24 protein-coding genes are annotated in these 26979 nt (G+C 61.6%); 15 read left to right on the forward strand and 9 right to left on the reverse strand.

All coding sequences use genetic code 11. The features are described 5' to 3' along the window. The first annotated feature begins 211 nt into the window (after positions 1-211). The 8 genes from J2W94_RS17570 (at position 212) to J2W94_RS17605 (ending at position 10667) form a co-directional block, all read left to right on the forward strand. A complete protein-coding gene (locus J2W94_RS17570) occupies positions 212-1390 on the forward strand; it encodes a glycoside hydrolase family 11 protein (protein WP_310096199.1) in 1179 nt (392 codons plus the stop codon). A gap of 204 nt (positions 1391-1594) precedes the next feature. Beyond that, positions 1595-2833 carry a GH12 family glycosyl hydrolase domain-containing protein gene (locus J2W94_RS17575; protein ID WP_310096201.1) on the forward strand — a complete coding sequence of 413 codons (1239 nt, stop codon included), beginning with the start codon at positions 1595-1597 and terminating at the stop codon, positions 2831-2833. Between the two features lie 183 nt (positions 2834-3016). After that, positions 3017-4810: a S8 family serine peptidase gene (locus J2W94_RS17580; protein WP_430540652.1), complete on the forward strand. Its 1794-nt coding sequence runs from the start codon at positions 3017-3019 to the stop codon at positions 4808-4810. 1410 nt (positions 4811-6220) lie between these two features. Continuing rightward, positions 6221-7723, forward strand: coding sequence for an MFS transporter (locus J2W94_RS17585; RefSeq protein ID WP_310096203.1), 1503 nt, complete (start codon positions 6221-6223; stop codon positions 7721-7723). An 8-nt stretch (positions 7724-7731) separates the two neighbouring features. After that, positions 7732-8748, forward strand: a complete 1017-nt coding sequence (locus J2W94_RS17590) for a glycoside hydrolase family 43 protein (RefSeq protein WP_310096205.1) — start codon at positions 7732-7734, stop codon at positions 8746-8748. After that, entirely contained in the window at positions 8738-9577 is an 840-nt protein-coding gene (locus J2W94_RS17595) for an aldose 1-epimerase (protein WP_310096207.1), read from the forward strand. Before J2W94_RS17590 ends, J2W94_RS17595 begins: the two co-directional genes overlap by 11 nt. A 164-nt stretch (positions 9578-9741) precedes the next feature. Continuing rightward, positions 9742-10101: a glycine zipper 2TM domain-containing protein gene (locus J2W94_RS17600; protein WP_310096209.1), complete on the forward strand. Its 360-nt coding sequence runs from the start codon at positions 9742-9744 to the stop codon at positions 10099-10101. Positions 10102-10217: 116 nt separating this feature from the next. Then, positions 10218-10667, forward strand: a complete 450-nt coding sequence (locus J2W94_RS17605; protein ID WP_310096211.1) for a DUF6970 domain-containing protein — start codon at positions 10218-10220, stop codon at positions 10665-10667. A gap of 58 nt (positions 10668-10725) precedes the next feature. Here J2W94_RS17605 and J2W94_RS17610 read toward each other — a convergent pair whose 3' ends face one another. The 4 genes from J2W94_RS17610 to J2W94_RS17625 form a co-directional block, all read right to left on the reverse strand. Continuing rightward, the gene (locus tag J2W94_RS17610) at positions 10726-11622 is read right to left on the reverse strand and encodes an endonuclease/exonuclease/phosphatase family protein (RefSeq protein ID WP_430540653.1); all 897 of its coding nucleotides are present in this window, start codon (positions 11620-11622) and stop codon (positions 10726-10728) included. A gap of 70 nt (positions 11623-11692) precedes the next feature. Next, positions 11693-12937, reverse strand: coding sequence for a cation:proton antiporter (locus tag J2W94_RS17615; protein WP_310096213.1), 1245 nt, complete (start codon positions 12935-12937; stop codon positions 11693-11695). Between the two features lie 135 nt (positions 12938-13072). Then, the gene (locus tag J2W94_RS17620; protein ID WP_310096215.1) at positions 13073-14083 is read right to left on the reverse strand and encodes a LacI family DNA-binding transcriptional regulator; all 1011 of its coding nucleotides are present in this window, start codon (positions 14081-14083) and stop codon (positions 13073-13075) included. A 106-nt stretch (positions 14084-14189) separates the two neighbouring features. Continuing rightward, entirely contained in the window at positions 14190-15674 is a 1485-nt protein-coding gene (locus tag J2W94_RS17625; RefSeq protein ID WP_310096217.1) for a glycoside hydrolase family 30 protein, read from the reverse strand. 205 nt (positions 15675-15879) lie between these two features. Between J2W94_RS17625 and J2W94_RS17630 the strand changes: the two genes are divergently transcribed. Further along, complete coding sequence (locus J2W94_RS17630) at positions 15880-18675, forward strand: TonB-dependent receptor (RefSeq protein ID WP_310096219.1); 2796 nt, start codon at positions 15880-15882, stop codon at positions 18673-18675. 64 nt (positions 18676-18739) lie between these two features. Here J2W94_RS17630 and J2W94_RS17635 read toward each other — a convergent pair whose 3' ends face one another. The 3 genes from J2W94_RS17635 to J2W94_RS17645 form a co-directional block, all read right to left on the reverse strand. Next, the gene (locus J2W94_RS17635) at positions 18740-19105 is read right to left on the reverse strand and encodes an MmcQ/YjbR family DNA-binding protein (RefSeq protein WP_310096221.1); all 366 of its coding nucleotides are present in this window, start codon (positions 19103-19105) and stop codon (positions 18740-18742) included. Between the two features lie 74 nt (positions 19106-19179). Continuing rightward, positions 19180-19659 (reverse strand): DUF1456 family protein, encoded by a 480-nt coding sequence (locus J2W94_RS17640; RefSeq protein ID WP_310096223.1) that lies wholly within the window; start codon positions 19657-19659, stop codon positions 19180-19182. Between the two features lie 95 nt (positions 19660-19754). Continuing rightward, on the reverse strand, positions 19755-20231 hold the full coding sequence (locus J2W94_RS17645; protein ID WP_310096226.1) for a hypothetical protein: 477 nt from the start codon (positions 20229-20231) through the stop codon (positions 19755-19757). Between the two features lie 165 nt (positions 20232-20396). Between J2W94_RS17645 and J2W94_RS17650 the strand changes: the two genes are divergently transcribed. From J2W94_RS17650 to J2W94_RS17670, 5 genes are all read left to right on the forward strand, one after another. Continuing rightward, a complete protein-coding gene (locus J2W94_RS17650) occupies positions 20397-20795 on the forward strand; it encodes a hypothetical protein (protein ID WP_310096228.1) in 399 nt (132 codons plus the stop codon). 203 nt (positions 20796-20998) lie between these two features. Further along, complete coding sequence (locus tag J2W94_RS17655; RefSeq protein WP_310096230.1) at positions 20999-21400, forward strand: hypothetical protein; 402 nt, start codon at positions 20999-21001, stop codon at positions 21398-21400. Between the two features lie 128 nt (positions 21401-21528). Further along, positions 21529-22521: a cyanophycinase gene (locus J2W94_RS17660; RefSeq protein ID WP_310096232.1), complete on the forward strand. Its 993-nt coding sequence runs from the start codon at positions 21529-21531 to the stop codon at positions 22519-22521. Positions 22522-22660: 139 nt separating this feature from the next. Then, the gene (locus J2W94_RS17665; protein ID WP_310096234.1) at positions 22661-23317 is read left to right on the forward strand and encodes a hypothetical protein; all 657 of its coding nucleotides are present in this window, start codon (positions 22661-22663) and stop codon (positions 23315-23317) included. Between the two features lie 195 nt (positions 23318-23512). After that, the gene (locus tag J2W94_RS17670) at positions 23513-25375 is read left to right on the forward strand and encodes a glycoside hydrolase family 13 protein (RefSeq protein WP_310096235.1); all 1863 of its coding nucleotides are present in this window, start codon (positions 23513-23515) and stop codon (positions 25373-25375) included. Positions 25376-25429: 54 nt separating this feature from the next. On the opposite strand, the gene J2W94_RS17675 is transcribed toward J2W94_RS17670, so the two are convergent. Continuing rightward, positions 25430-25621, reverse strand: coding sequence for a hypothetical protein (locus tag J2W94_RS17675; protein ID WP_310096237.1), 192 nt, complete (start codon positions 25619-25621; stop codon positions 25430-25432). A 374-nt stretch (positions 25622-25995) separates the two neighbouring features. Here J2W94_RS17675 and J2W94_RS17680 point away from each other — a divergent pair, with 374 nt between their 5' ends. Further along, positions 25996-26277, forward strand: coding sequence for a hypothetical protein (locus tag J2W94_RS17680; protein ID WP_310096239.1), 282 nt, complete (start codon positions 25996-25998; stop codon positions 26275-26277). Positions 26278-26337: 60 nt separating this feature from the next. Here J2W94_RS17680 and J2W94_RS17685 read toward each other — a convergent pair whose 3' ends face one another. Then, positions 26338-26895 carry a flavin reductase family protein gene (locus tag J2W94_RS17685; protein WP_310096241.1) on the reverse strand — a complete coding sequence of 186 codons (558 nt, stop codon included), beginning with the start codon at positions 26893-26895 and terminating at the stop codon, positions 26338-26340. Positions 26896-26979: the final 84 nt, after the last annotated feature.

The raw sequence follows: 26979 nt of genomic DNA on the forward strand, positions 1-26979 counted from the left end.
ATTCGATAAATTCACTCATAACACTCGCGCCGACTTGTAGGGTGCTACGCGGGATATGACTGAAAACCTACGCCGGCTGGCCCCCTCAAGCTCACCGTCCGCATCCGTGGACGGTTCCTATGACGTCTCTGCCCTGAAGTCTCTGCCCCCGCGCTCTTTACGAGCCAGAGACGTGGGATCGGTGGCGTCCTAATCGAGGGAGGGAATGCATATGAAGTACGAATCGATGCTGCTGGCTGGGCGTGCGGGGCGCATTTGGCGGCTCTTCAGCCTTGCCGGTTTATTCGCACTGGCCCTGGGCGCGTTGATGGTGGCCCCGGCTGCCCAGGCGGAGGCGGACAGACAGACATGCTCCAATAATGAGGTGGGCACCCATAACGGTTTTTTCTACACCATGTGGTTTGACCACGGCACCTCCTGCATCCAGCTGAAGGCTGGCGGCAGGTATGCGCTTACTTGGCAAGTCCCCAATAACGGCAATGTCGTGGCCGGCAAGGGTTGGGCCACGAGCGCTCGCCGCACCATCAGCTACTCCGGCACCTACAGTCCGGGCGGCGGCGGTGCCTCGTACTTGGCAGTCTATGGTTGGACGCAGAATCCGCTCGTCGAATACTACATCGTCGACAACTGGTCCAATTACAACCCGAGTTCCGGCGGTACCTTCATGGGCACCGTCACCACCGACGGCGATGTCTACGACATCTACAAGTCGAGGCGTTATGGCGCGCCGAATATCACCGGGACCAACCAGGACTTCGACCAATACTGGAGCGTCCGGCGCACCAAGCGCACGAGCGGCACGATCACGACTGGCAATCACTTCGACGCCTGGGCCAGCAAGGGCATGAATCTCGGCGACTTCAATTACTGCCCAAGCCAGCACTGTTACCAGGTTCTGGCGACCGAGGGCTACAACAATTCGGGCAGCTCAGACCTCACTGTCAGCGAGGGGACCCCTCCTCCTCCACCCACAGCTGCAGTGGGATTGATCAACCTCAATAGCGGAAAGGCGCTCGATACCTGGAGTTCCAACGACGCTTCGCCACTCCAGCAGTGGGACTATTGGGCGACCGACAACCAGAAGTGGAGCATCGTCAGGGGCCGCCTTCCGGACACTTGGGAGGTGAGAAGCAAGTCCAATGGAAAGTGCGTTAGCGTTCCGTCCAGTTCTACCACTCCTGGTGCTGTGTTGAATCAATGGCCTTGTTACGGTGGTACCGAGCAGCTCTGGTACCAAGTCTGGATCAACTATCCGCAACTTTTCCAACTCGTCAACGTGAATAGTACTCAATGCATGGACGTGTCCTACGGGTCCGGCGCCAACGGCGCAGCCATCATCCAGTGGACCTGCCATTCGGGTAATAGCCAGCGATGGAGTACACGTCCGTAGGCGCTAAGCATCAATGATGCCGGCATTCCCTGCTGAGGGTGCCGGTATTAGCCAGCCCCGGGCTCCCGATCGCGTGACGGTGTTTTCGAGCCCTCTCTACTCGAAGTTTTGAATCGTCAACGATCGGGAGCCTGTTCTGCGGTCGTGCGCCCAAGAGGTCGGAGCGATGCCTCATCTTTCTTAAGGACGTACATGGAGGGTCCAATGTTTAATCAAACATTCAATCAAAAGCGAAACACAACACCCGTCGCGGTGGCGTCCGCATTACTTCTTTTCGCTGGATTGGTCTTTGCCAGCCGGAGTGCGCATGCCCAAGCCTACTCGCAGATATGCGGCGATCATCAGAGTTCGAATCAGACCAGGTCGGTTGCTGGTGGCAAGTTCATAGTAATGAACAACAAGTGGAACCCTAGCGGCGCCTGGCAGTGCATTACTACGCGCGATGATGGGTTCGTCTACGATTCGGGCTATCACAACGTTCCGACAAACGGCCCCCCTGCGTCCTATCCGGGAATCTACGTCGGCTGCCATTACGGCATCTGTTCGTCAAGCGCAAACAGTGGCCTGCCCAAGCAAGTGTCGGCGCTCAACAATCCGACCTCAAGCGTGAGCTTCACGCCCCCTTCGGGAGGGGAATGGGACGCGTCCTACGACCTCTGGTTCGATACCAATCCTTATCCCGCGGGCCAGAATAACGGCGCCGAGATCATGATCTGGCCCAACCACGCAGGGAGGCCACAGCCCGCTGGACAGCAGGAGGCTACCGTCCAAATCGGAGGTGCCATGTGGAACGTATGGAAGGGCCGCCTCACAAACGGTTCCATCTCCTGGAACGTTATTTCTTACGTGCGACAGGCACCTGTCAACTCAATCAGCGTAAACATCAAGGACTTCATCAACGACGCGGTCTCCCGCGGCCACATGCAATCCAGCTGGTACATGACCAGCGTGCAGTTCGGTTTTGAGCCGTGGATTGGAGGGCCGGGCCTGAATGTATCCAATTTCACCTACGACCCAGGTACTACAGGAAATGCGGTTGGATTGATCAACCTCAATAGCGGAAAGGCGCTCGATACCTGGAGCACCAACAACGGGTCGGAGCTGCAGCAATGGGACTATTGGGCGACCGACAACCAGAAGTGGTACATCACCCGGGGCCGCCTCCCGGACACTTGGGAAGTGAAAAGCAAGTTCAGCGGCAAGTGCCTTAGTGTTCCGGCCAGCTCCACCACGCCTGGCATCCGGTTGAACCAATGGGATTGCTATGGCGGCACCGAGCAGCTCTGGTACCAGGTCTGGAGCAACGCGCAGAACTTCCAACTCGTCAACGTGAATAGTACTCAATGCTTGGACGTGTCCTACGGGTCCGGTGCCAACGGTGCAGCCATTATCCAGTGGACCTGCCATACGGGTAATAGCCAGCGATGGAGTACACGCCCGTAGATGTAGGGGTGCCTACCCGTTGTGAGCGCGCAGGCGCGACTCACAGCGGGTTGGCGTTAGACCAACGAGTAAGAATAAGAATGGCGCGGACACCAGGGTGGGGTGGAGACCCACCACCGCGCATATTGAACACCGCCCGCCGGCATTCTCCGTCTGCCGGTATATCGTGTAGGGGTTTACACCATGTACGACCATTCCTCTCGTGCCATGCGCATGCACGCGCTGGCTGCTGCCACCGCGATCGCGCTGTCCTGCGTCGCGCTGTCCGCCTTCGCGGCCGATCGCATCAACCTCACTTCACTAAGCAATGAAGGTCAGGATCAATTCATCGTCAAATACCGCGATGGCAGCGCCCAGCGCAGCAGCGACGCCAGCCTTCAGCGTTCGCTGAGCATGGCCGCCACCAGCTTCGCTGGCAAGGGCAAGGCACTCGGCCTCAATCGCGTGCGTCGCACCGCGCTCGGTTCGGACGTCGTCCGTGCCGGCCGCAAGCTCGACCGGGTCGAGGCCGCGGCGCTGATGCGCCAGATCGCCGCCGACCCGAACGTGGAGTACATCGAGCCGGATGCTCGAAAGTATGCGACGTTCACGCCGAACGACAGCTATTTCAACGAGCAATGGGGCTATACTGGCTCCGGCATCAACGCCACCGCCGCGTGGGACGTCAACACCGGTGCCGGTGCGGTGGTGGCGGTGCTGGACACTGGCATCACCAACCACAGCGACCTCAACGCCAACATCCTGCCCGGCTACGACTTCATCAGTGACGCCAATGCCGCGCGCGACGGTAACGGCCGCGATTCCAACCCGGCCGACCAAGGCGACTGGTGCGGCAGCGACCCGTCGAGCTGGCACGGTACCCATGTCACCGGCACCGTCGCAGCGGTGACCAATAACGGCAACGGCGTGGCCGGCACCGCGTACAACGCCAAGGTCGTGCCGGTACGCGTGCTTGGCAGCTGTGGCGGCAGCACGTCCGACATCGCCGACGCAATCATCTGGGCCTCGGGCGGCAGCGTGCCCGGTGTGCCGAATAACTCCAATCCAGCCAAAGCGATCAACCTGAGCCTAGGCGGCAGTGGCAGTTGCGATTCCACTTCCCAGGCCGCGATCAATAGCGCGGTCTCGCGCGGCACTACTGTAGTGGTCGCTGCCGGCAACGGGAACACTAACGTCGCCAATTCGAACCCGGCCAACTGCAACAATGTGATCGCGGTTGCCTCGGTGAACAGCAGCGGCCAGCGTTCGGGCTTCTCCAACTACGGCGCCGGCATCGACATCGCCGCGCCGGGTGAGAGCATCCTGTCCACCTGGAACAACGGGACCACCATACCGGGCGGTGAGAGCTACAAGTATTTCCAGGGCACCTCAATGGCGGCTCCGCACGTGGCCGGCGTGGTCGCGCTGCTGCAGTCGGCTTCGGGCGGGTCGAAGACTCCGGCGCAGATCGAGACCATCCTGAAGAGCACCGCGCGCGCGTTCCCGCAGTCCCCGAGTCAGCAGATCGGCGCCGGCATCGTCAACGCGAGAGCAGCGCTGGATTCGCTCGGCGGAGGCGGCGGAGGTGCGGTTGGATTAATCAATCTCAATAGTGGAAAGGCGCTCGATACCTGGAGCACCAACAACGGGTCGGAGCTGCAGCAATGGGACTATTGGGCGACCGACAACCAGAAGTGGTACATCACCCGGGGCCGCCTCCCGGACACTTGGGAAGTGAAAAGCAAGTTCAGCGGCAAGTGCCTTAGTGTTCCGGCCAGCTCCACCACGCCTGGCATCCGGTTGAACCAATGGGATTGCTATGGCGGCACCGAGCAGCTCTGGTACCAGGTCTGGAGCAACGCGCAGAACTTCCAACTCGTCAACGTGAATAGTACTCAATGCTTGGACGTGTCCTACGGGTCCGGTGCCAACGGTGCAGCCATTATCCAGTGGACCTGCCATACGGGTAATAGCCAGCGATGGAGTACACGCCCGTAGATGTAGGGGTGCCTACCCGTTGTGAGCGCGCAGGCGCGACTCACAGCGGGTTGGCGTTAGCCCGACGAGTACGAACAAGAACAGCACGGACACAGAGTCTGTTCACGATCTGCTGGAAGACGGCAAATTCATTTTCAGAATATCTGGGTTATCTGGGGAAGGACCTAAGTCGAGCTTATTCTTTCCGTTTCACGAATTATTCAAGATGCATCATCACCAGTGCCGGCATGTTCGCGGCGACAAACAACGTCCCAGGGCGAGGAATGGCGCGATCCGACCGGCTCGGCCATCAGCCGCAATGGCTTGCCTTGCACCTTCGCCGACTTGCTGCGGCGCTGGCTGTCTAATTGTGCCGATACCGTGGCAGTGCTCGAAGTCGGCGTTGTTTTGCCCGCCAGCGCTGTTGGTATCACCGGCTCAGAACGGCGCGGTGGACCAGTCCAGCGATACGGCGATGGCGGGGCACCACCTATACCCTCGCGGCGACCAACAGCGATCCCGATGCAGTGACCGGGCCGGTGGTGCGGGATCCAGCGCAAGCCGGTGACCTACACCGACCCGGTGTCATGCACGGGAAGCGGCTGCCCATCGGCCAAGTTGTCCCTGCAAGACTTCATCGCCAGTCCAGCGGCTTGGGTCGCATCCCTTTGACTCGCTTGCTCACAACCGGCGTCCTCGCCGCATCGCTTCCGCACCAACATGCGCTACTTCATACCGTGAGACTTTCCCATGTACATTCGCGGACAAGCCCGCGAAACGCTCGCGGTTGTCTGGTCCAATGATGACTTATATGGTGATAGCGCTATCATACATACGAGTCTCGTCAACACGCCTCCGTGCTGTAGCAGCAACATAAAAACAAAGAAAGTCGGCCAAAAATGATGTTGCGGTGCGGCGAAACTTGGCTGGGCGGTGGCAGTCAGGGATCAATGTTGCTCCGCAGCGTGTGCGGTATTGACTGGTAGCGCTACCATTTGCATATGTCGTCGAAGCCCATCGGATCAACAGCAGCAACTTCTTCATCAATGGTCAGCGCAGCGGGTAGCCCGGTCGCTAGAAACGGAAGGGGAGTACGGTGCATATTCACATCGCAAGAACCAGGTTTGTCCCGCGCATTGAGCCTGGTACCAACGCAGCCTACGAATACCGCGATCCGGGCACGACGGTCATGCTCGGTATTCGCGGAAAGTTCTGATAAACGCGTTTCCCTCCACCGCCCATTCCGATGCTTCGGCGACGGATGGGCGGTTTCTTTCTTCACAAATCCTCGTGCAATGCGCGATCGCCAGGTCCACGTTCCCCGGGTCGGGCATGGCTGATCGAGTGGACAATGAGAGGGCCGAGTGATGCTCCATAGCTGCGTTATAAATCACTTCAAAGATCCTTCGCCGCAACGAGAATCCGGTCGCCATGCATAGCACCTCGGAAAAGCTTTCCGTATTGGAAAAAGTGGGCTACAGCCTGGGCGACCTGGCGGCCAATCTCATTTTCCAAACGCTGGTGACGTTTCTGGCTTTCTTCTATACCGACGTATTTCGGATTCCCGCAGGCACGGCGGGAACGATCATTTTCGTCGTCGGTCTGCTGGGCGCCTTCGTGTTCACGCCCCTCATCGGCATCGCCGCCGACCGTACCCGCACGCGCTGGGGAAAGTTCCGTCCGTGGATCCTATGGACCGCCGTTCCCTTTGGCGTGCTTGCGCTGCTCGCCTTCAGCACTCCGGACCTGGGCGAACGCGGCAAGGTCATCTACGCGATGACCACCTATACCCTGCTGGTGCTGGTGTACGCGGCCAACAACCTTCCTTATTCGGCGCTGAGCGGCGTCTTGACCGGCAGCATGGCGCAGCGCAACAGCCTTTCGTCCTACCGCTTCGTCGCGGTCATGGTGGCGCAGTTCGTCATCCAGGTGCTGTTGCTGCCCCTGGTGCTGATCCTTGGCGATGGAGACAAGGTAAAGGGCTTCGAGAACACGATGACGCTGTTCGCTCTCATAGGCACGGCGTTCTTCCTGATCACGTTCTTTACCACCCGCGAACGCATCCTCCCCATGCAAGAGAAGACGTCCGGCATCGCCCAGGATCTGTCCGATCTGGTGAAGAATAGACCCTGGAAAGTGGTGCTGGCGCTGACGGTACTGGTGTTCATGAACCTGGCCCTCAAGGGCGGCATGTACATCTACTACTTCCAGTACTACTTGAACGAGACGCACCTCGCCGCGTTTCTCGACGGCGTGGGTTTCAACGGATTCATCGGAGGGCTGAACGCGCTGTTGACCGGCATGGGCCTCACCCAATTCCAATGGCCCAAGGACGCGCCGACTTCCGCATTCAGTCTGTTCAATGCGGGCGGAATCATCTTCATGATCGTGGGGATAGGTTTTTCCAAGCGATTGGCGGACAGGTTCGGCAAGCGCAACGTGTTCGGCGGCGCCCTGTTCGTATCCAGCCTGTTCCTGCTGGCGTTCTATTTCTATCCGCCCGAAGCCATCGGTCTGGTGTTCGTTTCCTACATTCTCCACGGCTTCAGCTACGGCATCACTATTCCGCTGCTCTGGGCGATGATCGCCGACGTGGCGGACTATTCGGAGTGGAAGAACGATCGGCGAGCGACCGCCATCATTTTCTCGGCCATGTTGTGCGGCCTGAAGATCGGCCTGAGCGTCGGCGGCGCGACCGTCGCCGGAATCCTCGCATTCTATGGGTACGAAGCCGGCGCGCCGACGCAATCGCCGCAAGCCGTCAACGGCATCCGGCTGGCGGTGAGCGTGATCTGTTCCGCGCCCTTCTTGCTGGCGGTCGCTCTGTTGTTTCTCTACAAAATCGACAAGTCGATGGAATCGCGCATCGAACGCGAGCTGGGAGAACGTCGATTGCAGGCCCGCAAGACCCCTAACCCCACGTTTATCGAGTAGGTATCTCCATGTTTGACAAGTCAGCAGCCGCTGATCTTCAGGCGCTAGCCAGCAGGGCCATTTCGCAACCGCTGGTTACTCATCTCTATACCGCCGATCCCTCCGCCCATGTTTTCGACGGCAAGATCTATATCTACCCCTCGCATGACATAGACGGGGGTATACCGCTGAACGACGACGGCGATCACTTCGATATGGAGGATTACCACGTGCTGCGGATGGATTCGCCCGACGGCGAGGCGGTCGATTGCGGCGTCGCTTTGCACGTGAAAGACGTGCCTTGGGCAGATCGGCAGATGTGGGCGCCGGATGCGGCCTGCAAAGACGGGAAATACTACCTCTACTTTCCCGCCAAGCGCGCCGACGGAATCTTCCAGATCGGCGTGGCCGTCGGCGACAATCCGGCAGGTCCTTTTACCGCGGAACCCGAAGCCATCGCCGGCAGCTATTCGATAGATCCGGCCGTCTATACCGACGACGATGGAAGCTCGTATCTGTATTTCGGCGGCATCTGGGGCGGGCAGTTGCAGAAGTACCGGGACAACCGATACGACGAAGCTCATGAGGAGCCGGCGGACGACGAGCCGGCGCTGGGGCCACGGGTGGGGCGACTAAGCGCGGACATGAAGCAACTCGACGAGGCGACGCGTGAAGTGCTGCTGCTCGATGAAAGCGGACGGCCGATCAACGCCGGCGATCACGCGCGGCGCTATTTCGAAGGGCCGTGGGTACACAAATATCGAGGCAAGTATTATTTTTCCTATTCGACGGGCGACACGCATTTGTTGTGCTACGCCGTCGGCGACAGCCCGTACGGACCCTTCACTTATCAGGGTGTGATTCTGAAGCCCGTGGTGGGGTGGACCACGCACCACTCCATCTGCCGGTTCGGCGAGGCTTGGTATTTGTTCTACCATGACTCCCTGCTTTCCGGCGGAGTGACGCATTTGCGTTCGGTCAAGGTCACGGAGCTGAAGTACGACAGCGAAGGCCGTATCCAGACCATCGATCCTTATGGGGCCTGATCGCAATCCTGCCGAGCCGGGGACTGGCGCCACGGTGCCGCTGGCGCCGGGCGAACTGTTCACAATCGCCAAGGGACCGCTGGTTGTCACCGTCGCGCCGCATGCGGGTGGACGGATTGCGCAAATCATCCACCGAGGCGATCCATTGCTGGTCGAATACGGGCCAGAAACCTCGACGATGATCGCGTGGGGAAGCTACCCGATGGTGCCGTGGGCCGGTCGGGTGAGAGAGGGGCGTTTCGATTTCCAGCGGAATAGTTACGAACTCCCTCTGAACCTGGGCGAGCACGCCATCCATGGCGTGGGATTCGGTTTGCCGTGGCGCGTCGACCGCCACGAAGAAGATCTCATCGAGCTTTCGCTCGCACTGCCCGACGATGAGCGATGGCCCTTTGGTGGCGAAGCCCGTCAACGCATCGAGGCAGGAAGCGGTTGGCTGAAAATGAGGTTGTCGGTGCGCGCGTTGGAAAAGGCCATGCCGGCCGTGGTCGGCTGGCACCCTTGGTTTCGGAAGCCGGAACGTCTCGATTTCACGCCCAGCAAAATTTATCCGCGGGACGGGCGAGGAATCGCGGTCACGCCCTGCGTAGATCCGACACCCGGGCCATGGGACGATTGTTTCATCAATAGCGATCCTGTCCGGCTCCACTATGCCGGACAGTCCGTGCGACTGCTTTCGGACTGCAGCCACTGGGTCGTCTACGACGAAACGACCTACGCGACCTGCGTCGAGCCGCAGAGCGGCCCGGCGGATTCATTCAATATCGAGCAGGTCGTCCTGCAGCCGGGAGAGGCATTGGAGCGACATTTCCTGATCGAATGGGATTGATGTTCGCCGCGATCCAATAGTTAGAATCGTCCCTCTGGCCTGCATTCCCTTGCACTGGCCATCTCCCTAGCTGAACCATCCAATTACTTCGGAATCGTTTTTCACGTGTCGTTGCCAACGGCGCACGAACAATGCCGCTTCGTACACAGGCATGAGGCTCGGACATGAAGACGATACGTACGATTCTGCTGGCCGGCGCGATGTTGCTCTCGGCCAACGCGTTCGCGCAGCAGTACGGACCGAAGGACGAAGGCCGCCGTTTCAATGACGGCAGCAAAGTGGTGTGCAAGAACGTCGAGGTCCAGCGCAGCAGCAAGGACTCCAACCGCATCCTCGGTACCGCCACCGGCGCGGTGGTGGGCGGTTTGCTCGGCAACCAGGTCGGCAAGGGCAACGGCAAGAAGGTCGCCACCGTCGGCGGCGCGGTGGCCGGTGGCTTGATCGGACGCAAGGTGCAGGGCGATAGCCAGGAAAGAAAGGGCGACCGGGTAGTCGAACGCCGTTGCGAGCGCGTTTACCGCTGAGTGTCCGGGGCTGAAAAAGTCATACGGCGGGCATAGACGGGTAGACACAGGGCTGGCTAGAGCCTGTCCCGGTTCGGAGATGTATTCTCTGCACTGTTGATTTCTGGAGAAGGCCTATGCAACGACAGAACCGCGCTGCTCGGTTGGTTCCGGCCATGACGATGTTCCTGGCCATGCTGTGCGCATCTTGCGCTGGAAGCGACTCGCGCTCTTCGGCGCCGTCGGCGCCGCGGCCCGATTCCTCAACCACGTCGTTGCCCGAATGGCTTCGGCTAAAGATCGGGGAATTCGAAACATTGCCTGCCGATCGAGCGCCGCTCGGCGTCTGGCGGATCACCCACAACGGACAGCCCGCTTTCTACCTTCTTTCTGCCTGCTGCGATCAATACAACCCGCTGTTCAACGCCGAGGGAACTGAGATCTGCAATCCGTCCGGCGGCTTCACTGGCAGGGGCGATGGCAAATGCCCCAAACCGATGGACCAGGGAACAAAGGCCGCGCTGGTTTGGTCGCATCCTGCTGCAACGTCCCAGACCGATGAGCCGCCTGGTCTGATGCGCGACTAAGGCCCCGCCGCTGCGCAGGCGGCGAGCGTCTACGCATGGCTCGACCGCTCCGGCCGATCTATTTTCGGGTGGAAAGGTCGAAGTCCACCACCACCGGGAAATGGTCCGACGGATAACGGCCGCGGCGATGGGTGGTCACGGTCCGGGCCGATTTCGCCTGCAATCCCCGGAACAGTATCCAGTCGATACGCAGGTCGGCTTTGCCGGTGAAGTTGTGGAACGTCGCTGGCGGACCCTGATGCCGCGGCGCCGCCTGCCAAGCGTCGGTCAGTGCGGCGGTCAGCAGCGCATGGGCCCGGCTGTCGGGGACGGTGTTGAAGTCGCCGATGAGGAGTATCGGTTCATCGGCCGGCAGTTGCCGCAAGCGCTCCAGAATGAGCGCGGCCCCGCGGGTGCGTACCGGCTCGTCTTCCTCGCGGTAGGGCAGGTGGGTGTTGTAGAGGACGAAGGTCGCGCCATCGGCGATACGCTGGAAGCGCGCCCACGTCACCATGCGCGGATACAGGTTTCCCCAGGTGATACTGCCCACCACTTCGGGCGTATCGGATAGCCAGAAATCGCCGGTCGCAAGCACGCGCAGGCGATCCTTGCGATAGAACACGCCCATGTGCTCGTCCCCATCCCCACTACCGCGGCGGCCGCGGCCGAACCAGGCGTATTGCGGCAAGCGCGCGACCAGATCGTCGCCCTGCTGTTTGAACAGTTCCTGCGTGCCGATCAGGTCAGGATGTTCGCGCTTCACCGTTTCGGCCATCAGCGCGCTCCTGGCTTCCCAGCGATTAGGACCGTCGCTTTCCACCGGCAGGCGCACGTTGAAAGTCATGACCCGAAGCGACTGCGCCATCGCCGGTCCGCTCGTCAGCAGCCAGATCGCCAGGCATATCAGTACGAACAGCCAGATCCGGTTGCCGGCGGCATTGCGTGGTGCATATCGAGCGCAAGGGAAGATGGGCATATAGGGAACCGAAGCAGATTGGCTATCTCGCCGGAAGTCTAGTACACACCTCGTTGGTGATGGTTTGTTGTCAGATGAGTTGACGGCCTGATTGCGGCTGCTCGGCTCGGCGCCCCAGGATAAAACGGAAGAATGGGCCGGTGAGAAGGGTGGACAGCACGGCAAGCGTGACCAGGGCCGCGAAGGCATGCTCCGAGAGCAATCCCTTGTCGCGCAGGATCGTGGCCGCCACGATCTCCATCAATCCCTTGCATTGCAGCAGCGCGCCGATGGCCAGCGCTTCTCGTCGGGACAAGGTGGAAGCCGGCGGACAGATCAGCACTGCGACGAGTTTGGCCACCACCGAGACAGCCAGCAATGCCAGGGACGCCTGCAACGAAGCCCAACCCAGCGTGTCCCCATCGATTTTCAGACCGCTGTGGCCGAAAAACAAAGGCGCCAGACCGAGCAGCGCGAACTGACCGATGCGCTCGACCGGCAGTCGACGCGCCCATGAAGGCGGAATCATCGCGCCCGCGAAATAGGCGCCCAGCAACGCGTGCAAACCCAGCTGCGAACTGGCCCAGGAGCCGGCGATCAGATAGAGCGGTAGCGTGAGCCAGATCGCCCAGCCTGGCGGCACGAAATTCCGGCGACGACTTATAGCGCCCAGTACCATCATCAGCACCGGCACCGCAAGCGCCAGGAGCTGCAGCGGCGAGCCAACGGACAGCGCGGCATCGCCATCGGCGACCAACAGCAGCAAGGCCAATCCGATCCACAACACCGCATCGTCGACCACCGCGATGCGTACGGCCACCTGAGTGAGGGAACGATGCAACGGACCCAGCTCGCGGACGATGCCGATCAGCACCGGCAAGGCGCTGACCGCGATGCACAGGCCGATGGCGATCGAGCCCAGCACGCGGTCGCCATTCGGCGTGGCCCAGTTCGGCAACACCGAGAAATAGTGATAAGCCGTCAGCGCGCCGACCAAGAAAGGCAGCAACAGCGCAAGCGCCGCGCTGGCCACGAACCGCAATACGGAACCGCGCGACTCAGCGGGCGCACCGGTCGGAGGATCCGCGTGCGCGAACTGGCGCGTTTCCAGACCCGCGGTGAAAGCCAACAGCAGTACGCCGATCCAGCCGATCTTGTCGCCGACGACCGAAGGAACGCCCCAGCTCTGCGGCAGCCAGCCCGTCGCGGCCAGCACCAGGCCGATGATGATCGGCACTACCGCGATCGGTATCGAGCGGCCGAGCAGGCGCCACAGCGTCCATGCCAACAGAATGAAGATAAGCGCATCGGCGCCGGCGGATAGGATCGTATGCATGTTGATCAGTGTGCGGGAATTGGAGCGGAACAGAAACCGCGCGGATGATCCTGCGCCGGCAGCTGGCGCGAAGTATCGTCTAGCTTGACGCGGATGCCGCCGAGGAAGCGGGCCAGGTACGGCTCGATCATCATGTCAGCGACCGGAAGGCGGCCTGGTCGATTCCCGGAACAACAGGGTGGGTTCGACATGAACCATGCGCCCTGCGCCGGGCGTGCGGATTCTCTCCAGTAGTTCCAAGGTCGCCAGTCGACCCATTTCCGAGGTCGGCTGGCGCACGGTCGTCAGAGCAGGGTAGATATGGCGGGCGATCGGCGTGTCGTCGAAACCGCAGACCGATAAGTCGCGCGGCACGACAAGGCCGCGCTCGCCGGCGGCCCGGATCACGCCGGCCGCCATATCGTCGTTGGCTGCGAAGATCGCAGTAGGCGGCTCGGCCAAGTCGAGCAGCCGGTTCGCGCCGCTGATGCCCGAGTCGAAAGAAAACTCGCCCTGGGTTACCAGCCCCGTGTCGTAAGCGATGCCGGCCTTGCGCAGCGCCTCGCGATATCCCGCGTAGCGCCACTGGCACGCGCCATGAGTCCGCGGGCCCTTGATATGGCCGATGCGCCGATGCCCTAGCGCAATCAATCCCGCCATCAGCTCGAGCACCGCAGCGGTTTCCTCCATCATCACGCCGATACGCTTCTCCGGATTGCGCGGAGCGATGCAGGCGAATGGCACCTCGTGCTCTTCCAGATAAGTCAGCACGACATTGTCGTCGGTCAACGGCGGTATCAGCACCACGCCGTCGGGGCCGAAATATTCGAAAAGCCCTTTGATATCGTCCGCGGTCCGTTGCTTGCCACAACCCACGGGAGCGAGGACCAGGTTGTAGTGGTTGGCACGACAAGCTTCGAGCATGCCGCTTTGGACCTCCATCAGATAGTTGCGCGAAGGATTGTTGTAGACCAGCGCCACCACATAGGAGCGCTGTCCGGCCAGGCTGCGAGCGGAGAGGTTAGGCTTGTACTGCAGCTGCTCGACCGCGCGCGTGACGCGATCGCGGGTTTCCTCACGCACATTGGGCTCGTGATTGAGCACTCGCGAGACCGTTTTCATCGATACGCCGGCAGCGGCGGCCACATCCTCGATACGACTACGCATATTCCTGGTCCCGTCCCTGAAGTAAGCCAGCCCTGCGACGGCTGGTTTGGATCAATCGATTCTGCCAGCGTAAGCGGCAATTAGGGGTATTCGCATCGCGTCCTGCTCATGGCTTGATAGTGGAGCCCGACCAGCGGAAGGTAGCTACGCTTTTGGCCGGAAGCGTGTAGCCGAAGCGCCGGGCTTGCTGGCGTACCGAAAAGCTGCGTTCCTTCTCGTTCTTATTGGTGACGATCAGCACTACGGAGCCATCATCGGTGTTCTGGAAGGCCACGTTGTCCAAGCCATCGCCGGTCGCGTTGGACGCGACGCGATACGCGTCGCGGCGGACGAAACGGCTGGCATGGGCGAGTGCGTAATAACCGTTGTTGCGGCTGACGCGGCCCGTCGCAGCGTCGATCGTCACCACGCCGATGCAGGTATCGCAGCCCCCTGCATGCGGACCGCCGCGTTCGTCCAGGGCCAGATTCCAGAACAGCACGCCGCGGGCCCAGTCGCGAGTGGCCTGCACTATCAGCTGCTGGGTTTGCAAAGGAAGGCCGCCACTGCGCACCGGTTCCCAGGTGCCGTCTGAGCATTCGGTCATATAGGCGTCCTTGTCAGGGAACGCTTCGTGCACGGCGGACTGCGCCGCGGGGTCGCCGCCATAGCAATGCCAAGCCACTGCGGCCACGTACGGCCCGGCGATGGGGTCGGACAGCACGGCTTTCGGTTCCTGCGGCTTGTCCCAGTTGTGGTCCCAATCGAAGATCAAAGGGCCGTCGCCGCGCGCGGCGATCAGCGGTCCGAGGTGATCGCCTATCAGGCGCGCGCGCGCCGGCGCGTTCAGGCGCATGCCTGGGTAATCGGCGGGTTCGAAGTCGGGTTCGTTCTGTACGGTGAGCGCGAAGATGGGAATGCCTTCGGCTGCGTAGGCGTCGACGTACTTGAGCAGGTAACGAGCGAAGGCGTCGTAGTATTCGGGACGAAGCGTGCCTTTGATCATGCTGCCGCTGTCCTTCATCCAGCCCGGTGCGCTCCACGGCGAGGCCATTACCCGCAGTTGCGGATTCACCGCAAGCGCCTGGCGCGTCACCGGAACCACGTCGGGCAGATTGGGGTCGATGCTGAAATGTAGTAGTTGGGGATCGGCTTCGCCGTTGGGCGGATCGTCCAAGCTGTAGTGATGCCGCGAGAAATCCGAGGCGCCGATGGTCAGGCGCGCGAAGTCCAGGCCGATGCCGTTGCCGGAACGTCCGAACAATTCCTGCAGCAGCGCTCCGCGCTGGTCGGGCGTCATCTTGTGTTGGATCAACCAGGCGGAAGAGTCGGTGATGGAGGCGCCGAAGCCGAGCATGCGTTGATACCGCTTGCTGGTATCCACTTCTATCTCCGCCGGCGCGTCCACGGAATCCGGGTGCACCTCCACAGGCTGCAGCGCCAAGCGGTGATCGGAAGTGGTGACCCAGGCTTCAACCTTCGCGGCGCCGTCAGCGACGTTGGAATCGGAGAGATGGGGCTGGCTAGTGCAGGCGGTCCCGATCATTGCAAATAAGAGCAACGACAAAACCGCTCTCGATTGCGCATTGCGACGATGGACCGGATTGCTCATTGGATCTCCCCCGCATCATGCGTCATGTAACGTTACATCGTGCGCACCTGCATGCTGCATCGCAACGATCACAACGTGTTACTACTGGCGAAGTACTTGCAACCGTGAGGTAGGCGCGGCAAGTGCGGCAACGTTCCTTGTCATTTGTTGACAAGCACTTTCGTGAATTATAAGACAGCGCTGTCAACAGTGCCGGGGAGGGTCTATGGCTTCTACACGTGAATCTTCAAAAACGACATCGGGCGCGCGCCAAGTAGTTCCGCGCAAGCGCGTTCTGGTCACCGCCTGCTGTCTGGGTTTGTTCGCGACGCAGTTCGTGCAAGCGCAGGAACAGCAAGCGGCGCCCGCCGACGCGGCTTCCGCACAAGAGGCGGAAGTCAATACGCTGGACAGGATCACGGTGACCGGCATCCGCCAGAGCATCGCCAAATCGGTGGAAGTAAAAAACGAATCCAGCTCGATCGTAGAGGCGATCTCGGCCGAGGACATCGGCAAGCTGCCCGACATCAGCATTGCCGACTCGATCTCGCGCCTGCCGGGCCTGACGATGCAGCGCGTAGACGGACGTGGGCAGGTCATCCATATCCGCGGCATGTCCGAGCAGTTCGCCGGCACCTTGCTCAACGGTCGCGAACAGGTCAGCACCGGCGATAGCCGAGGTGTCGAGTTCGACCAGTATCCAGCCGAACTGATCAATGCCGTCGTCGTCTACAAGACGCCCGACGCTTCGCTGGTGGGGCAAGGTCTCTCGGGGACGGTCGACATGCAGACCATTCGTCCGTTGGACTTCGGCGAGCGTCGCATCGTGTTCGGCGGCCAGGGCGAGTACAACTCGCTTGGCGACCTGACGGCAGGGGGCAAGGACAAGGGTTATCGACTCTCGGCTTCCTACGTGGATCAGTTCGCCGACAACACTATTGGCGTTGCCATCGGCGTCGCACGCCTCAACTCGCCATTCCAGGAAAAGCACTACAAATCGTGGTGGTGGGCCAATACCGATTTATGGGGCACCCCGCAGGGCGCCAAGCCCGCCGATGCGATCGCCCTGCAGGGCGCCGAGGGTTGGGTGAAGTCCAGAGACATGACCCGCGATGGCGTCATGGCGGTGCTGGAATTCAAGCCCAACGATACCTGGCACAGCGTACTGGACATGTACCACTCCAAGTTCGAACAACAGGAGTCGATGCGCGGCGCGATGTGGACCAACGATCCGTGGTGGAACAACGGTGCGGTGACCTATACCGCCGCCAATACCACCGAGTACCACGGCTACCCTGTGGTCACCAGCGGCACCTTGAGCGGAATCCAGCCGGTGGTGCGCAACGACGACAACCAGCGCGAGGACAAGCTATCGGCGATCGGCTGGAACAATGAGTTCAAGTGGGGCGTGTACACGCTGAACGCCGATGCCAGCTATTCGCGCGCCGAGCGCGAGCAGTCTGCGCTGGAAACCTACGCGGGCATGCTGGGTGGGCTGGACGTGGACTTCGAAATTCCGCTGACGGCGGGCTATGCCAACTATGCTCTGCCTGATCTGTCCGATCCGAATTCGGTCTACCTGCGCGACCCGCAGGGATGGGGTCACGACGGGCGCATGGAGGATTCGCAGCAGAAGGACACGCTGAAGTCGTTCCGACTGGACTTGAACCGCCTGGTGGAATCTTCGGATTTCCTGCGCAGCTACGACGTGGGCTTCAACTACAGCAAACGCACCAAGGACAAGAGCGCGCAGGTCTACTTCGCCGACTTGCCGGGCCGTGTGCCGACCCTGATCGATCCCTCCCTACTGTCCACGCCCACCAGTCTCGGCTTCGCTGGCATGGGCAACGTGATCAGTTTCGACCCGCGAGCCCTGCTTGATCGGTACTACAACGTTTATCTGAGCGAGAGCAACGACGACCTGCAGAAGGATCAAAGCATCGAGGAAGAGATTCGCACGTTCTACGCGAAGGCCAACCTCGACATGGACCTGACCGACACGGTGCGCTTGCGTGGCAACGTCGGCGTGCAGTACATCCGCACCGAACAAGCCTCGAGCGGGGTGGTCATCGACGCCAGTGGTCCTGTGGCGGTCGATTCGTTGGGCGCCAGTTACGGCGACATCCTACCCAGCCTGAATCTCGTAGCCGATTTCGGCAACGGCTGGAATGTCCGCTTCGGCGCCGCTCGCGAACTGATGCGTCCGCGCATTAACGACATGGGCGCCTTCGGCAGCGTCGGGGTAGCCGTTACTAATGGTGTGGGCGAATGGACCGGCAGTGGCGGCAACCCGCAGCTTGAACCCTACCGCGCCGATGCGGTGGACCTGTCGGTCGAGAAGTACTTTGGCGAATCCAATTCGAGCTACGTGGCCGTGGCCGTGTTCTACAAAGATCTGGATTCGTACATCTACACCCAGACCATCCCGTGGAATTTCGCCGGTTACGAGTACGAAGGGGACGTGCCACCGATCTCCGACTGGGGCACTTTTTCCAGCCCGGCCAACGGCACCGGTGGCTATATGCGCGGCGTGGAGTTCGGCAGCGCGCTGGGTGGCGATCTGCTGCATCCGATGCTGGATGGGTTCGGCCTGTTGCTCAATGCGTCCTATACCGAGTCGTCGATCGACCCTGACGGTCCGAACCAAGGTAGCGGTACCGACACGTTCCCCGGGCTGTCGAAAATCGTCGCCAATGCCACGCTTTACTACGAGAAGACCGGGCTCTCGGCGCGCGTGAGCCAGCGCTTCCGCGATCCGTACCGCGGCGAGTACAGCTATATCTTCGGCCAACGCAATTATCGCTACACGCGGAACGAGCGCACCATCGACCTGCAGGTGAGCTACGACTTCCCCGAATCCAGCAAGCTGGGCGGTCTGTCGTTGATGTTCCAGGTCAACAACCTGAACAACGAGCCTTTCCGCACCGAAGTCAGCGACTCCAACGGGCTGGGCCTTTTCTTCCCCGAGGAATACACCGAGTACGGTCGCCAGTACATGTTGGGCTTCCGCTACAAGTTGTAATCGGGCAAGCATGCAATTCCGAACCGCAGGCAGCTCGCTGCCTGCGGTCGGCCCATACCCTAGTTCAGGGCGAAGACGACAAAAACGCCGCCCTACGCGCCTTGCTCAACGAGCCCAATGCCTTGTGGTACGACCATTCCACGAGTTCGCGCAGATAGTCGGCCGGCACGCTGCGCACATCCACGATCGTCACCCAATGGAAACGGGCCAGCCAGCGGGCGGGCTTGATGCCGGGAATATCGGTCAGTTCCAGGAAACGTTCGGACGAAACCTTGATGCTGAATCGCCACTGTTCCGGCTGGCTGGTCTTGAAATGGGCGAAGCGCTTTCCGCCCACGGCATAGACCAGGATATTCGCGGGCGCACCATGCAACTGCGCGGAAGCGCCGGGAAGACGAGCGCAGAATTCTTTCAGTTGCTTCGTATCCATAGGTCCGGTTGGAAAAAGGACGGGCTCTGGGTAGGGAGTAGTGAGTCACAACGCCTGCGCTGCTGCCGGCGTCCTCACCTTCCGCCACTGCCTCGAAAACGCACTGTCAATCCCTTGAGGAAGTTGCGCAGTATCTGGTCGCCGCAGGGACGGTAGTGCTTGTGGCCGGCTTGTCGGAACAGGGCGGTGAGCTCCGGCTTGGTGAGGGGGAAGCCGGCCGCCTCGAACACCTCGTGCATGTCCACGTCCTTCAGCTGGAAAGCGACGCGTAACTTCTTCAGCACTACGTTGTTGGTGATGCGGGTTTCCACCGGACGTTGCGGTTGGCTTTCGTCCCGCCCGCGGTAATAGAACACCAGGCCATCGAGGAAATGCGCGAGCACGCGGTCGCTGCAGGCGACGAACCCGTCCTCATCCTCCTTTTTCAGGAGCGCATGCACCTGGGTTTTCTCGATAGGGAAATCCGCGTCGGCCAACTGGATCACTTCGACCACCTTGCCGTCGCCGAGATCCAGCATGTAGCGGATGCTGCGCATCACGTCGTTGTTGATCATGGCTAGTCCTGTGCGCTGGTCCTGGCAACCCAGGCAGGACACAGTCTAGCGTCGACCCATCCGCAAGCGATACGCCGACGTTGCCGATGGCTGTTCTAGACGCATCCGGCGCGGTCGTTGCACTTGATGCGGGATTTTTCGTCTTCTAGCAGTTTTTCGCCCCGCGCCTTCTGTTCGCGGAGCTGCGCCGGCGTGCGGCAGACGCGGGTGACGTAGTTGCTTCCGGTCCGCGCCTCCTGGCTGCAGACCAGGCGTTCGCCCTCGCCGTTCTTGATGGCGGTCTCTATCCGCGCGACCAGATTGCGGACTTCGACTTGGTCCGCGGGCGCGAGCAGCGAGGTATCGGGCTTTCCCTCCAGCAGTTTTTCCAGCTTGCCCTGGTCGGCCAGGACGGCTTTGCGCACGGCGCGCGGCAGGTTCGCGTAAGGCTCGGTGTTGGCGTCCATGCCTGCGCGGATCGCGTGCTGCCGGGCAAGGATGTCGTCGGATCGCGTCACCGCATCGGCGGCCATCGCGGAAAAGCTGGTGGCCAGCAGGGCGATGCAGGCCAGCGCGTACATTCGATAGGTCATCTCGTTCTCTTGTGGAGTCGTCGCTTCGACCGTAGCCGATCGGACCTACCGCTCCAAGAGCTGCGCGGCAAGCGGACAACTTCCGCAAAACCCCTCTGCGCGAGTTCATGACGCCGCCCGCAGCCGCTATAGTCGTGCCCGGGTTTTTCCAAGAAGGAAAGACGAGTGACCGCACACGCCGCTGTCCCGATCGCCATCGTCACCCGATTGCGGGCGATCTGTCTGGAATTACCGGAGGCCTACGAAGAGCGGGCCTGGGTGGGTACGCGCTGGATGATCCGCAAGAAGAACTTCGCCCATGTGCTGGTGATCGATTCGGGCTGGCCGCCGGCTTACGCGCGCGCCGCGAAATCCGAAGGTCCGCTCACGGTGTTGACGTTCCGTTCCGGCGCGCGGCTCGAAGCATCCAGGTTCTCGAAGGCGCCTTTCTTCAAACCGGTGTGGTGGCCCGATATCGCGGGCCTGGCGATCGATGCGCAAACCGATTGGGACGAGGTGGCCGATCTCCTTGCCGGAAGCTATCGCCTGCTAGCGCCGAAGAAGCTGGCCGCACAGGTCGAGTGACATGGTTTGGCCTTGTTACTGCGCGCTCGGTTAGCCGAAGTCGCGCAGGATGGCTTGAATCGGTCGGAAGCCTTCGTCAGGATGCGTGGAGAGGCGAGGAGACCGGTATGGATAGGAAAGAACGACAGCTTTCCTGCGCGGGGACGCCGCGCAATGCTGGCCGCACGCGAGGGGGATTTGAAAGGCTACCGTTGAAGACCGGTGTGACGGCCGCCTTGTTCCCGATCGTATTCCTGCTCGCCGCCTGTTCGCCTACCGCCGATGATCCTGCGGTGTCGGCCGCCGCGCCCGCGCGCGTGGCGACGATCGCGCCGCCCAGTCCGGCGCAGGCTGCGGCGCGGATGCAGGTATGCCGGGCGAAACTTGAGGCCGGCATTCCGTCGGGACTGGTGATCAATGCCTCCGTCGACAATGGCCGGCCGATACTCTGGGTCGGGCCGGCTTGGCAAAAGAGCACGCGCGAGGCGAAAGAGGCGCTTGCGCGCGATGCGGCCTGTTTCTTCTTGTCCGGCGACGAATCGAAGACCATAAAGTTCTCGATCTACGAGCAAACCACGGATAGGGAAGTCGCGGTATGGAATCTCTCTCGTTTGATCGAGTGGTGATCGCATTGTTCGCGGCGACTCTCACGACATCGAACGATCCCGCGAAGAACTACCCCGCAGTGCAGCTTGTGCGGCCAGGGAGCCCTATGCACACTCCGGCGTAGATTGCCCTGACTACGAGGTGTTCCATGCTGCGTTGCCTGCTGGTGCTCTTGTCCGCTTTCGTTCTGGCCGCTCCCGCGCTGGCCGCAAAAGCTCCGCCTTATACCTATTTGCGCGTCGGTAATGTCGCCGATGTGGCGCCGGCCACCACTCCCGGCGTGGTGTTGATGGGCGGAGGCACCGACGTCGACCAGGCTTTCCAATGGTTGTGCGGCCTGGGCGGCAACGGCGATTTCCTGGTGATCCGCGCCACCGGCACCGATGCCTATAACCCTTATGTGCGCGACCTGTGCCCCAACACGAACTCGGTGGCCACGTTGATCATTCCCAGCGCCACGGCCGCCAATCTGCCGGCGGTTGCCGCGATCATCGCCCAAGCCGAAGTGGTGTGGATCGCCGGCGGCGACCAGTCCAATTACATCAATTTCTGGAAGAACACGCCGGTGCAGTCCACCCTCAACGCGCGCATCGCCCAGGGCGTGCCGGTGGGCGGAACCAGCGCCGGATTGAACGTGTTGACCCAGTTCGTCTACACCGCGCAGGCCAGCCAGGGCGTGACTAGCAGTCAGGCCGTGGCCGATCCGTTCAACCGCTACATGAGTTTCGATCGCGACTTCGCCAGCGTGCCGGCATTGCAAGGCGTGATCGGAGATCCGCACTTCGCCGCGCGCGACCGCATGGGCCGCGACATCGCCTTCCTGTGCCGGGTGGCGGCCTACGGCTGGAGCGCCGCGCCGCGCGGCATCGCCGTGGACGAAATGACCGCGCTGCTGGTGGCCAATGGCGGCTACGCCAGCGTGGTGGGGTCGGGGAAGGTCTATTTCCTGCAGGCGCCAGGATTGCCGCAGGTCTGCGCCGCCAAGCAACCGCTGACCTACCGCAATATCGGCGTCGCGCGCATTGCCGCCGGTGATGGTTTCGATCTCTCCAACTGGATGCCGGCTGGCGGGACCACTTATATGGTGTCCGTGGAAGCCGGCGTGCTCGCTTCCTCCCAGGCGGGTGGTTCTCCTTATTGAGAGAGGAAGAGCAATGGCAGACATGGGCCGCGCTTGCTTAACCGCGTCCGGTGGGCGTTGAGCGGATAACGATTTCGTAAGGTTTGATTCACTCGGCGGCGCCGACACTTGCTCCACATTTCACAAGGAGGGACGAGTGATGAAGACATTGAAGAAGATAGGCCTGGCCGCCGCGCTGGCGGTAGGTCTGGGCATCGGTACAGCGGCCTCGGCGCAGACGGTGGGTTACAACATCCGCACCGGCGACGTCTGGGTGGATACCCGTTTGGGCGAAATCAACGACTACGGCCGGCGCTACCACGATCCGTTCGTGGGCGAGATGACCGGTTATTACGGCGCGCCGCGCAGCCTGATCGTCGAGTTGCTGGATCGTCGCCGCTGGGCGCCGGCCGATGTTTATTACGCCTGCGCACTGGCTCATTCGCTAGGCATTCCGTGCGTCAACGTGGTGCGCGAGTACGACCGTAATCCCGGTCGGGGCTGGGGCAACGTGGCCAAGCACTACGGCATCAAGCCGGGCTCTCCGGCCTTCCATGCCTTGAAGCGCGGCACGGTGTCCACCTACGGGCGATGGGGTTATCCGGTCGTCATCGATCGGCCCGTGCATGTCGACTGGTCCAAGCATGGTCCCGGCAAGTCGCAGGGCAAAGGTAATGCCCCGCGTCCTGCCGCCAGCAGTGGACATGGAAAGTCCAGTCACGATAGCGGCGACCACGGCGGCAAAGGGAAGGACAAGGGCCAAGGCGGCAAGGAAAAAGGTAGCGGCAAAGACAAAGGCAATGGCAAGGGCAAATAATCCGCCCGGCGCGATTGCAGTAACAAAGACGGCGGCCGCAGGGCCGCCGTCCTTGTTTGGGAGCCATCGAAAGCCAAGGCCGCGCCGCTGCTGCGTCGCAGTACATACGAATTCATTTCCCGCGAACGGCTCCGACTTGTAGCCTCGCTGCACATCGCGAATGCATCCGCCATTCGACGGCCTTCGGGATCTTGTATGAAAACAGCGCGCATGAAAGTAGTGATCGCTTTCTGTTTCGGTCTGATGCTCAGCGCGTCCGCGTCCGCGCGCGACTTCGCCATCGATCATCTGGAACCCGCCAGCTGGTGGGTGGGCATGAAGCACTCCCGTGTCGAGCTGATGGTGCACGGCAACGCGATCGGACCGTTGCAGCCCAGGCTCTCGCGACCTGGCGTGACCGTGATCGACGTGCAGCGAGTGGCGAATCCCAATTATCTGTTCGTCACGCTTGAGATCGCGGCCAGCGCCAGTCCCGGCACGTTCGACATCGAGTTCGTCGACGGCGATCGCGTGGCGGCGCGCCATCCATTCCGCCTGGACGCGCGCGAAGCCGGTTCGGCGGCGCGCAAGGGATTCGATGCTTCCGACGCCATCTATCTGATCACGCCGGACCGCTTCGCCAATGGCGATCCTAGCAACGACAGCGTCGCGGCCATGCAGGAGCGGGCCGATCGCGCTTCGCCTAATGGACGCCATGGCGGGGACATCGCGGGTATTTCGGCACATCTCGACTACATCGCCGGCATGGGCTTCACCCAGCTCTGGCCCACGCCGCTGCTGGAAAACGACCAGCCGAAGTTCTCCTACCACGGTTATGCCATCACCGATCTGTATCGCGTCGATCGGCGCTTCGGCAGCAATGAGGATTACCGCGCGCTTTCCCGCAGCGCACGCGCCAAGGGCGTCGGTCTGATCATGGACGTGGTGCTGAACCACATCGGCTCCAGCCACTGGTGGATGCGCGACCTGCCCACGCCGGATTGGATCAACCACGGCGGCAAGTTCGCACCCACCAACCATCGCCGCACCACGGTGCAGGATCCGCACGCGGCGCCGCAGGATAAGGCGGACTTCGTGGAAGGCTGGTTCTCGCCCGGGATGCCCGATCTCAACCAGCGCAACCCGCACCTGGCCACTTACCTGATCCAGAACAGTCTGTGGTGGATCGAGTACGCCGGTCTGTCCGGCATCCGCGAAGACACCTTCGGTTACGCCGATGCCGAGTTCCTCAGCGCATGGGGCAAGGCGGTGCTCGATGAATATCCGGACTTCAGCATGGTCGGCGAGGAATGGAGCGCCAGTCCGGCCACGGTCGCGCATTGGCAACGCGGCAAGGTCAATGCGGACGGCCACGTTCCGCACATGCCGAGCATGATGGATTTCCCTGTGCACACCGCACTACGCGATGCGTTGAGGGAAGCAGAGGGCTGGGATACGGGTTGGATACGGTTGTACGAGGCGCTGGCCAACGATTATCTATACCCGGATGCGGATCGTCTGGTCGTCTTCGCCGAAAACCACGACACCACGCGCATGCTCGCCAACGTGAAGGGCGATGTCGCGCTGTTCAAGATCGCGATGGCCTATTTGACCACGGTGCGCGGCACGCCGCAGTTCTTCTACGGCTCCGAGGTACTGATGGAAGGGCCGCGCGAGCGCGAAGACGGCAACATCCGCGCCGATATGCCCGGTGGATGGGCGGGCGATGCGAAGAACGCTTTTACCGGCGCCGGTCTATCGCCGGCAGAGCGCGACGCACAGGATTACCTGCGGCGGCTGCTCGACTGGCGCAGGAACACGCCGGTCGTGCAGCACGGCAAGCTGCAGCACTTCGCGCCGGTCGACGGCGTGTATGTCTACTTCCGCTACGACGGCCAAGACACCGTCATGGTGGCCTTGAACCGAAATGCCAAACCCGCGCCGCTGGCGTTGGAACGGTTCGGCAGGTTCATCAAAGCCGGCAGCAAGGGCCGCGATGCGATGAGCGGCAAGGCGGTTGCGTTGGGGACCACGCTGGAACTGGCGGGCGACGCGGCGACGATCATCAGCATCGAATAAGCAACGCCCGCACCTGCAGGCGTTGCGCGCCTGTTCTGAAAAGCCGACGTTCTGCTAGGGGCCACTAGGCTGGGCAGGGTCGGCGGGCGGTGGGCCATCGGGATCCACGCCGGGATCGTGCGAGGGCGGGAATACCGGATCGCTGGGCTGCCAGGGCGGCGTGTCGCGCGCAGGATTTGGTGCTTCGCCGGGTCGCGGCGCAGGGGGCTGGAAAGGTCCGCCGGGGTTGGGGTTGTGCTGGTTCAAGTGGTTCTCCTCCATTGCCTGCGGCAACGAGTGCCGCATCGCCAACATGCGCGAGCGGATGCTTGCCTCGCGTGAAGAAACACGGATACGTTTTTTGCCAGGATTCCGCATCGGACTATTGATACCGCGCACGTATTTGAATCGGTTATCGATTCGCTTTCTCCGATTGTCCTAGCCCCGGCGTTCCTGCCTCATGCGCCAGCGGTCGGACCCCCTGACCCCGCGCGCCAGCGGGCTTTGCCCGCCCCAAGCGCCGGATTCCAGCGCCAAAATCGCCCGTTTCGTCGCGCCATCCCGGGTCCCGTCGCTGCCGTCGCCAAGACCGGCAAAGCGGCGACTATCCTCGCCGGCACTCCACACAAGCCGGGTGCGCCATGAGCAGTACCGACTTCCTGTTTTCCCTGCACAAACTACTCGCCTGGTTGTTTGCGTTCCTGTCGGCCCTGCTTCCTCAGCATCTGATCGCTCAGCTGTCGGCAGCGGACGTTTCACCGGCGATCCACGCAGCGCCGTCGCAGCTACAGGCACAGACCGCTACGCCTCCACGCAACCTGAACCGCGTCGTGCTCCCGCGATCGAACGCAGACAAGGCGGCCGACGCATCCGCAGCGGGGTCGGAAGGCGCGGCTGCGCACGCCTCGCAGACGAGGCAATGACTGGCTTGGCGGTCGGCAAGGGCGATGCGCAACAAAATCGCGCAGTGCGTTTGAAGCGCCTCATAGATTGCCGGGTTTGAACCGGCTGCGCCGCGAGATGTCCGGCCCCGACACCATGAATTTCCCCTCGCCGCGATAGTGCACGGTCTGCGGAATCTTCGGTGCGATTGCGACGTGAGCCTTCACTACTTCCCAGATGAAGAGCCCGTGTTTGCCCACCTGGCTGCCGTCGTAAAGCCGGCACTCGAAGTTGGAATGGCATTCCGCCAGCAGGGGCGCTTCCACCTTGCTGCCGCGTTGCGCGGTGAGCCCGAACTTCTCGAACTTGTCGATATCGGCGCCACTGCAGTTGCCTATGCCCACCACGGTATCCACCAGATCCAGCGTGGGCAAATTGATCACGCACTGTTTGCTGCGCCTGATCAACTCGAAGCTGTGGTTCTCTTCCCAGAGGTAGCAGGCGAACAGCGACGGATCGAAGCCCATCATCATGTGCCAGCCCATGGTCATGATATTGCGCTCGTCCTTCCATGCCGAGCTCACCAGCACGATGGGGCCCGGTTCCAGGAAGCGGCGCACCTGGTCCGTGGGAAAGTCCCGTTTGTGGAATCTTTTCATGCGCGGCATGCCGTCCGGAGCGAGGCCAGCCTCACGCTAGCGGCGCGCGCGTGAAAATCGCGGCATGGATCCTTCCAGTTACGC

It is taken from the genome of Pseudoxanthomonas sacheonensis, from assembly GCF_031455975.1.
In the GTDB taxonomy this organism is placed as follows: domain Bacteria; phylum Pseudomonadota; class Gammaproteobacteria; order Xanthomonadales; family Xanthomonadaceae; genus Pseudoxanthomonas_A; species Pseudoxanthomonas_A sacheonensis_A.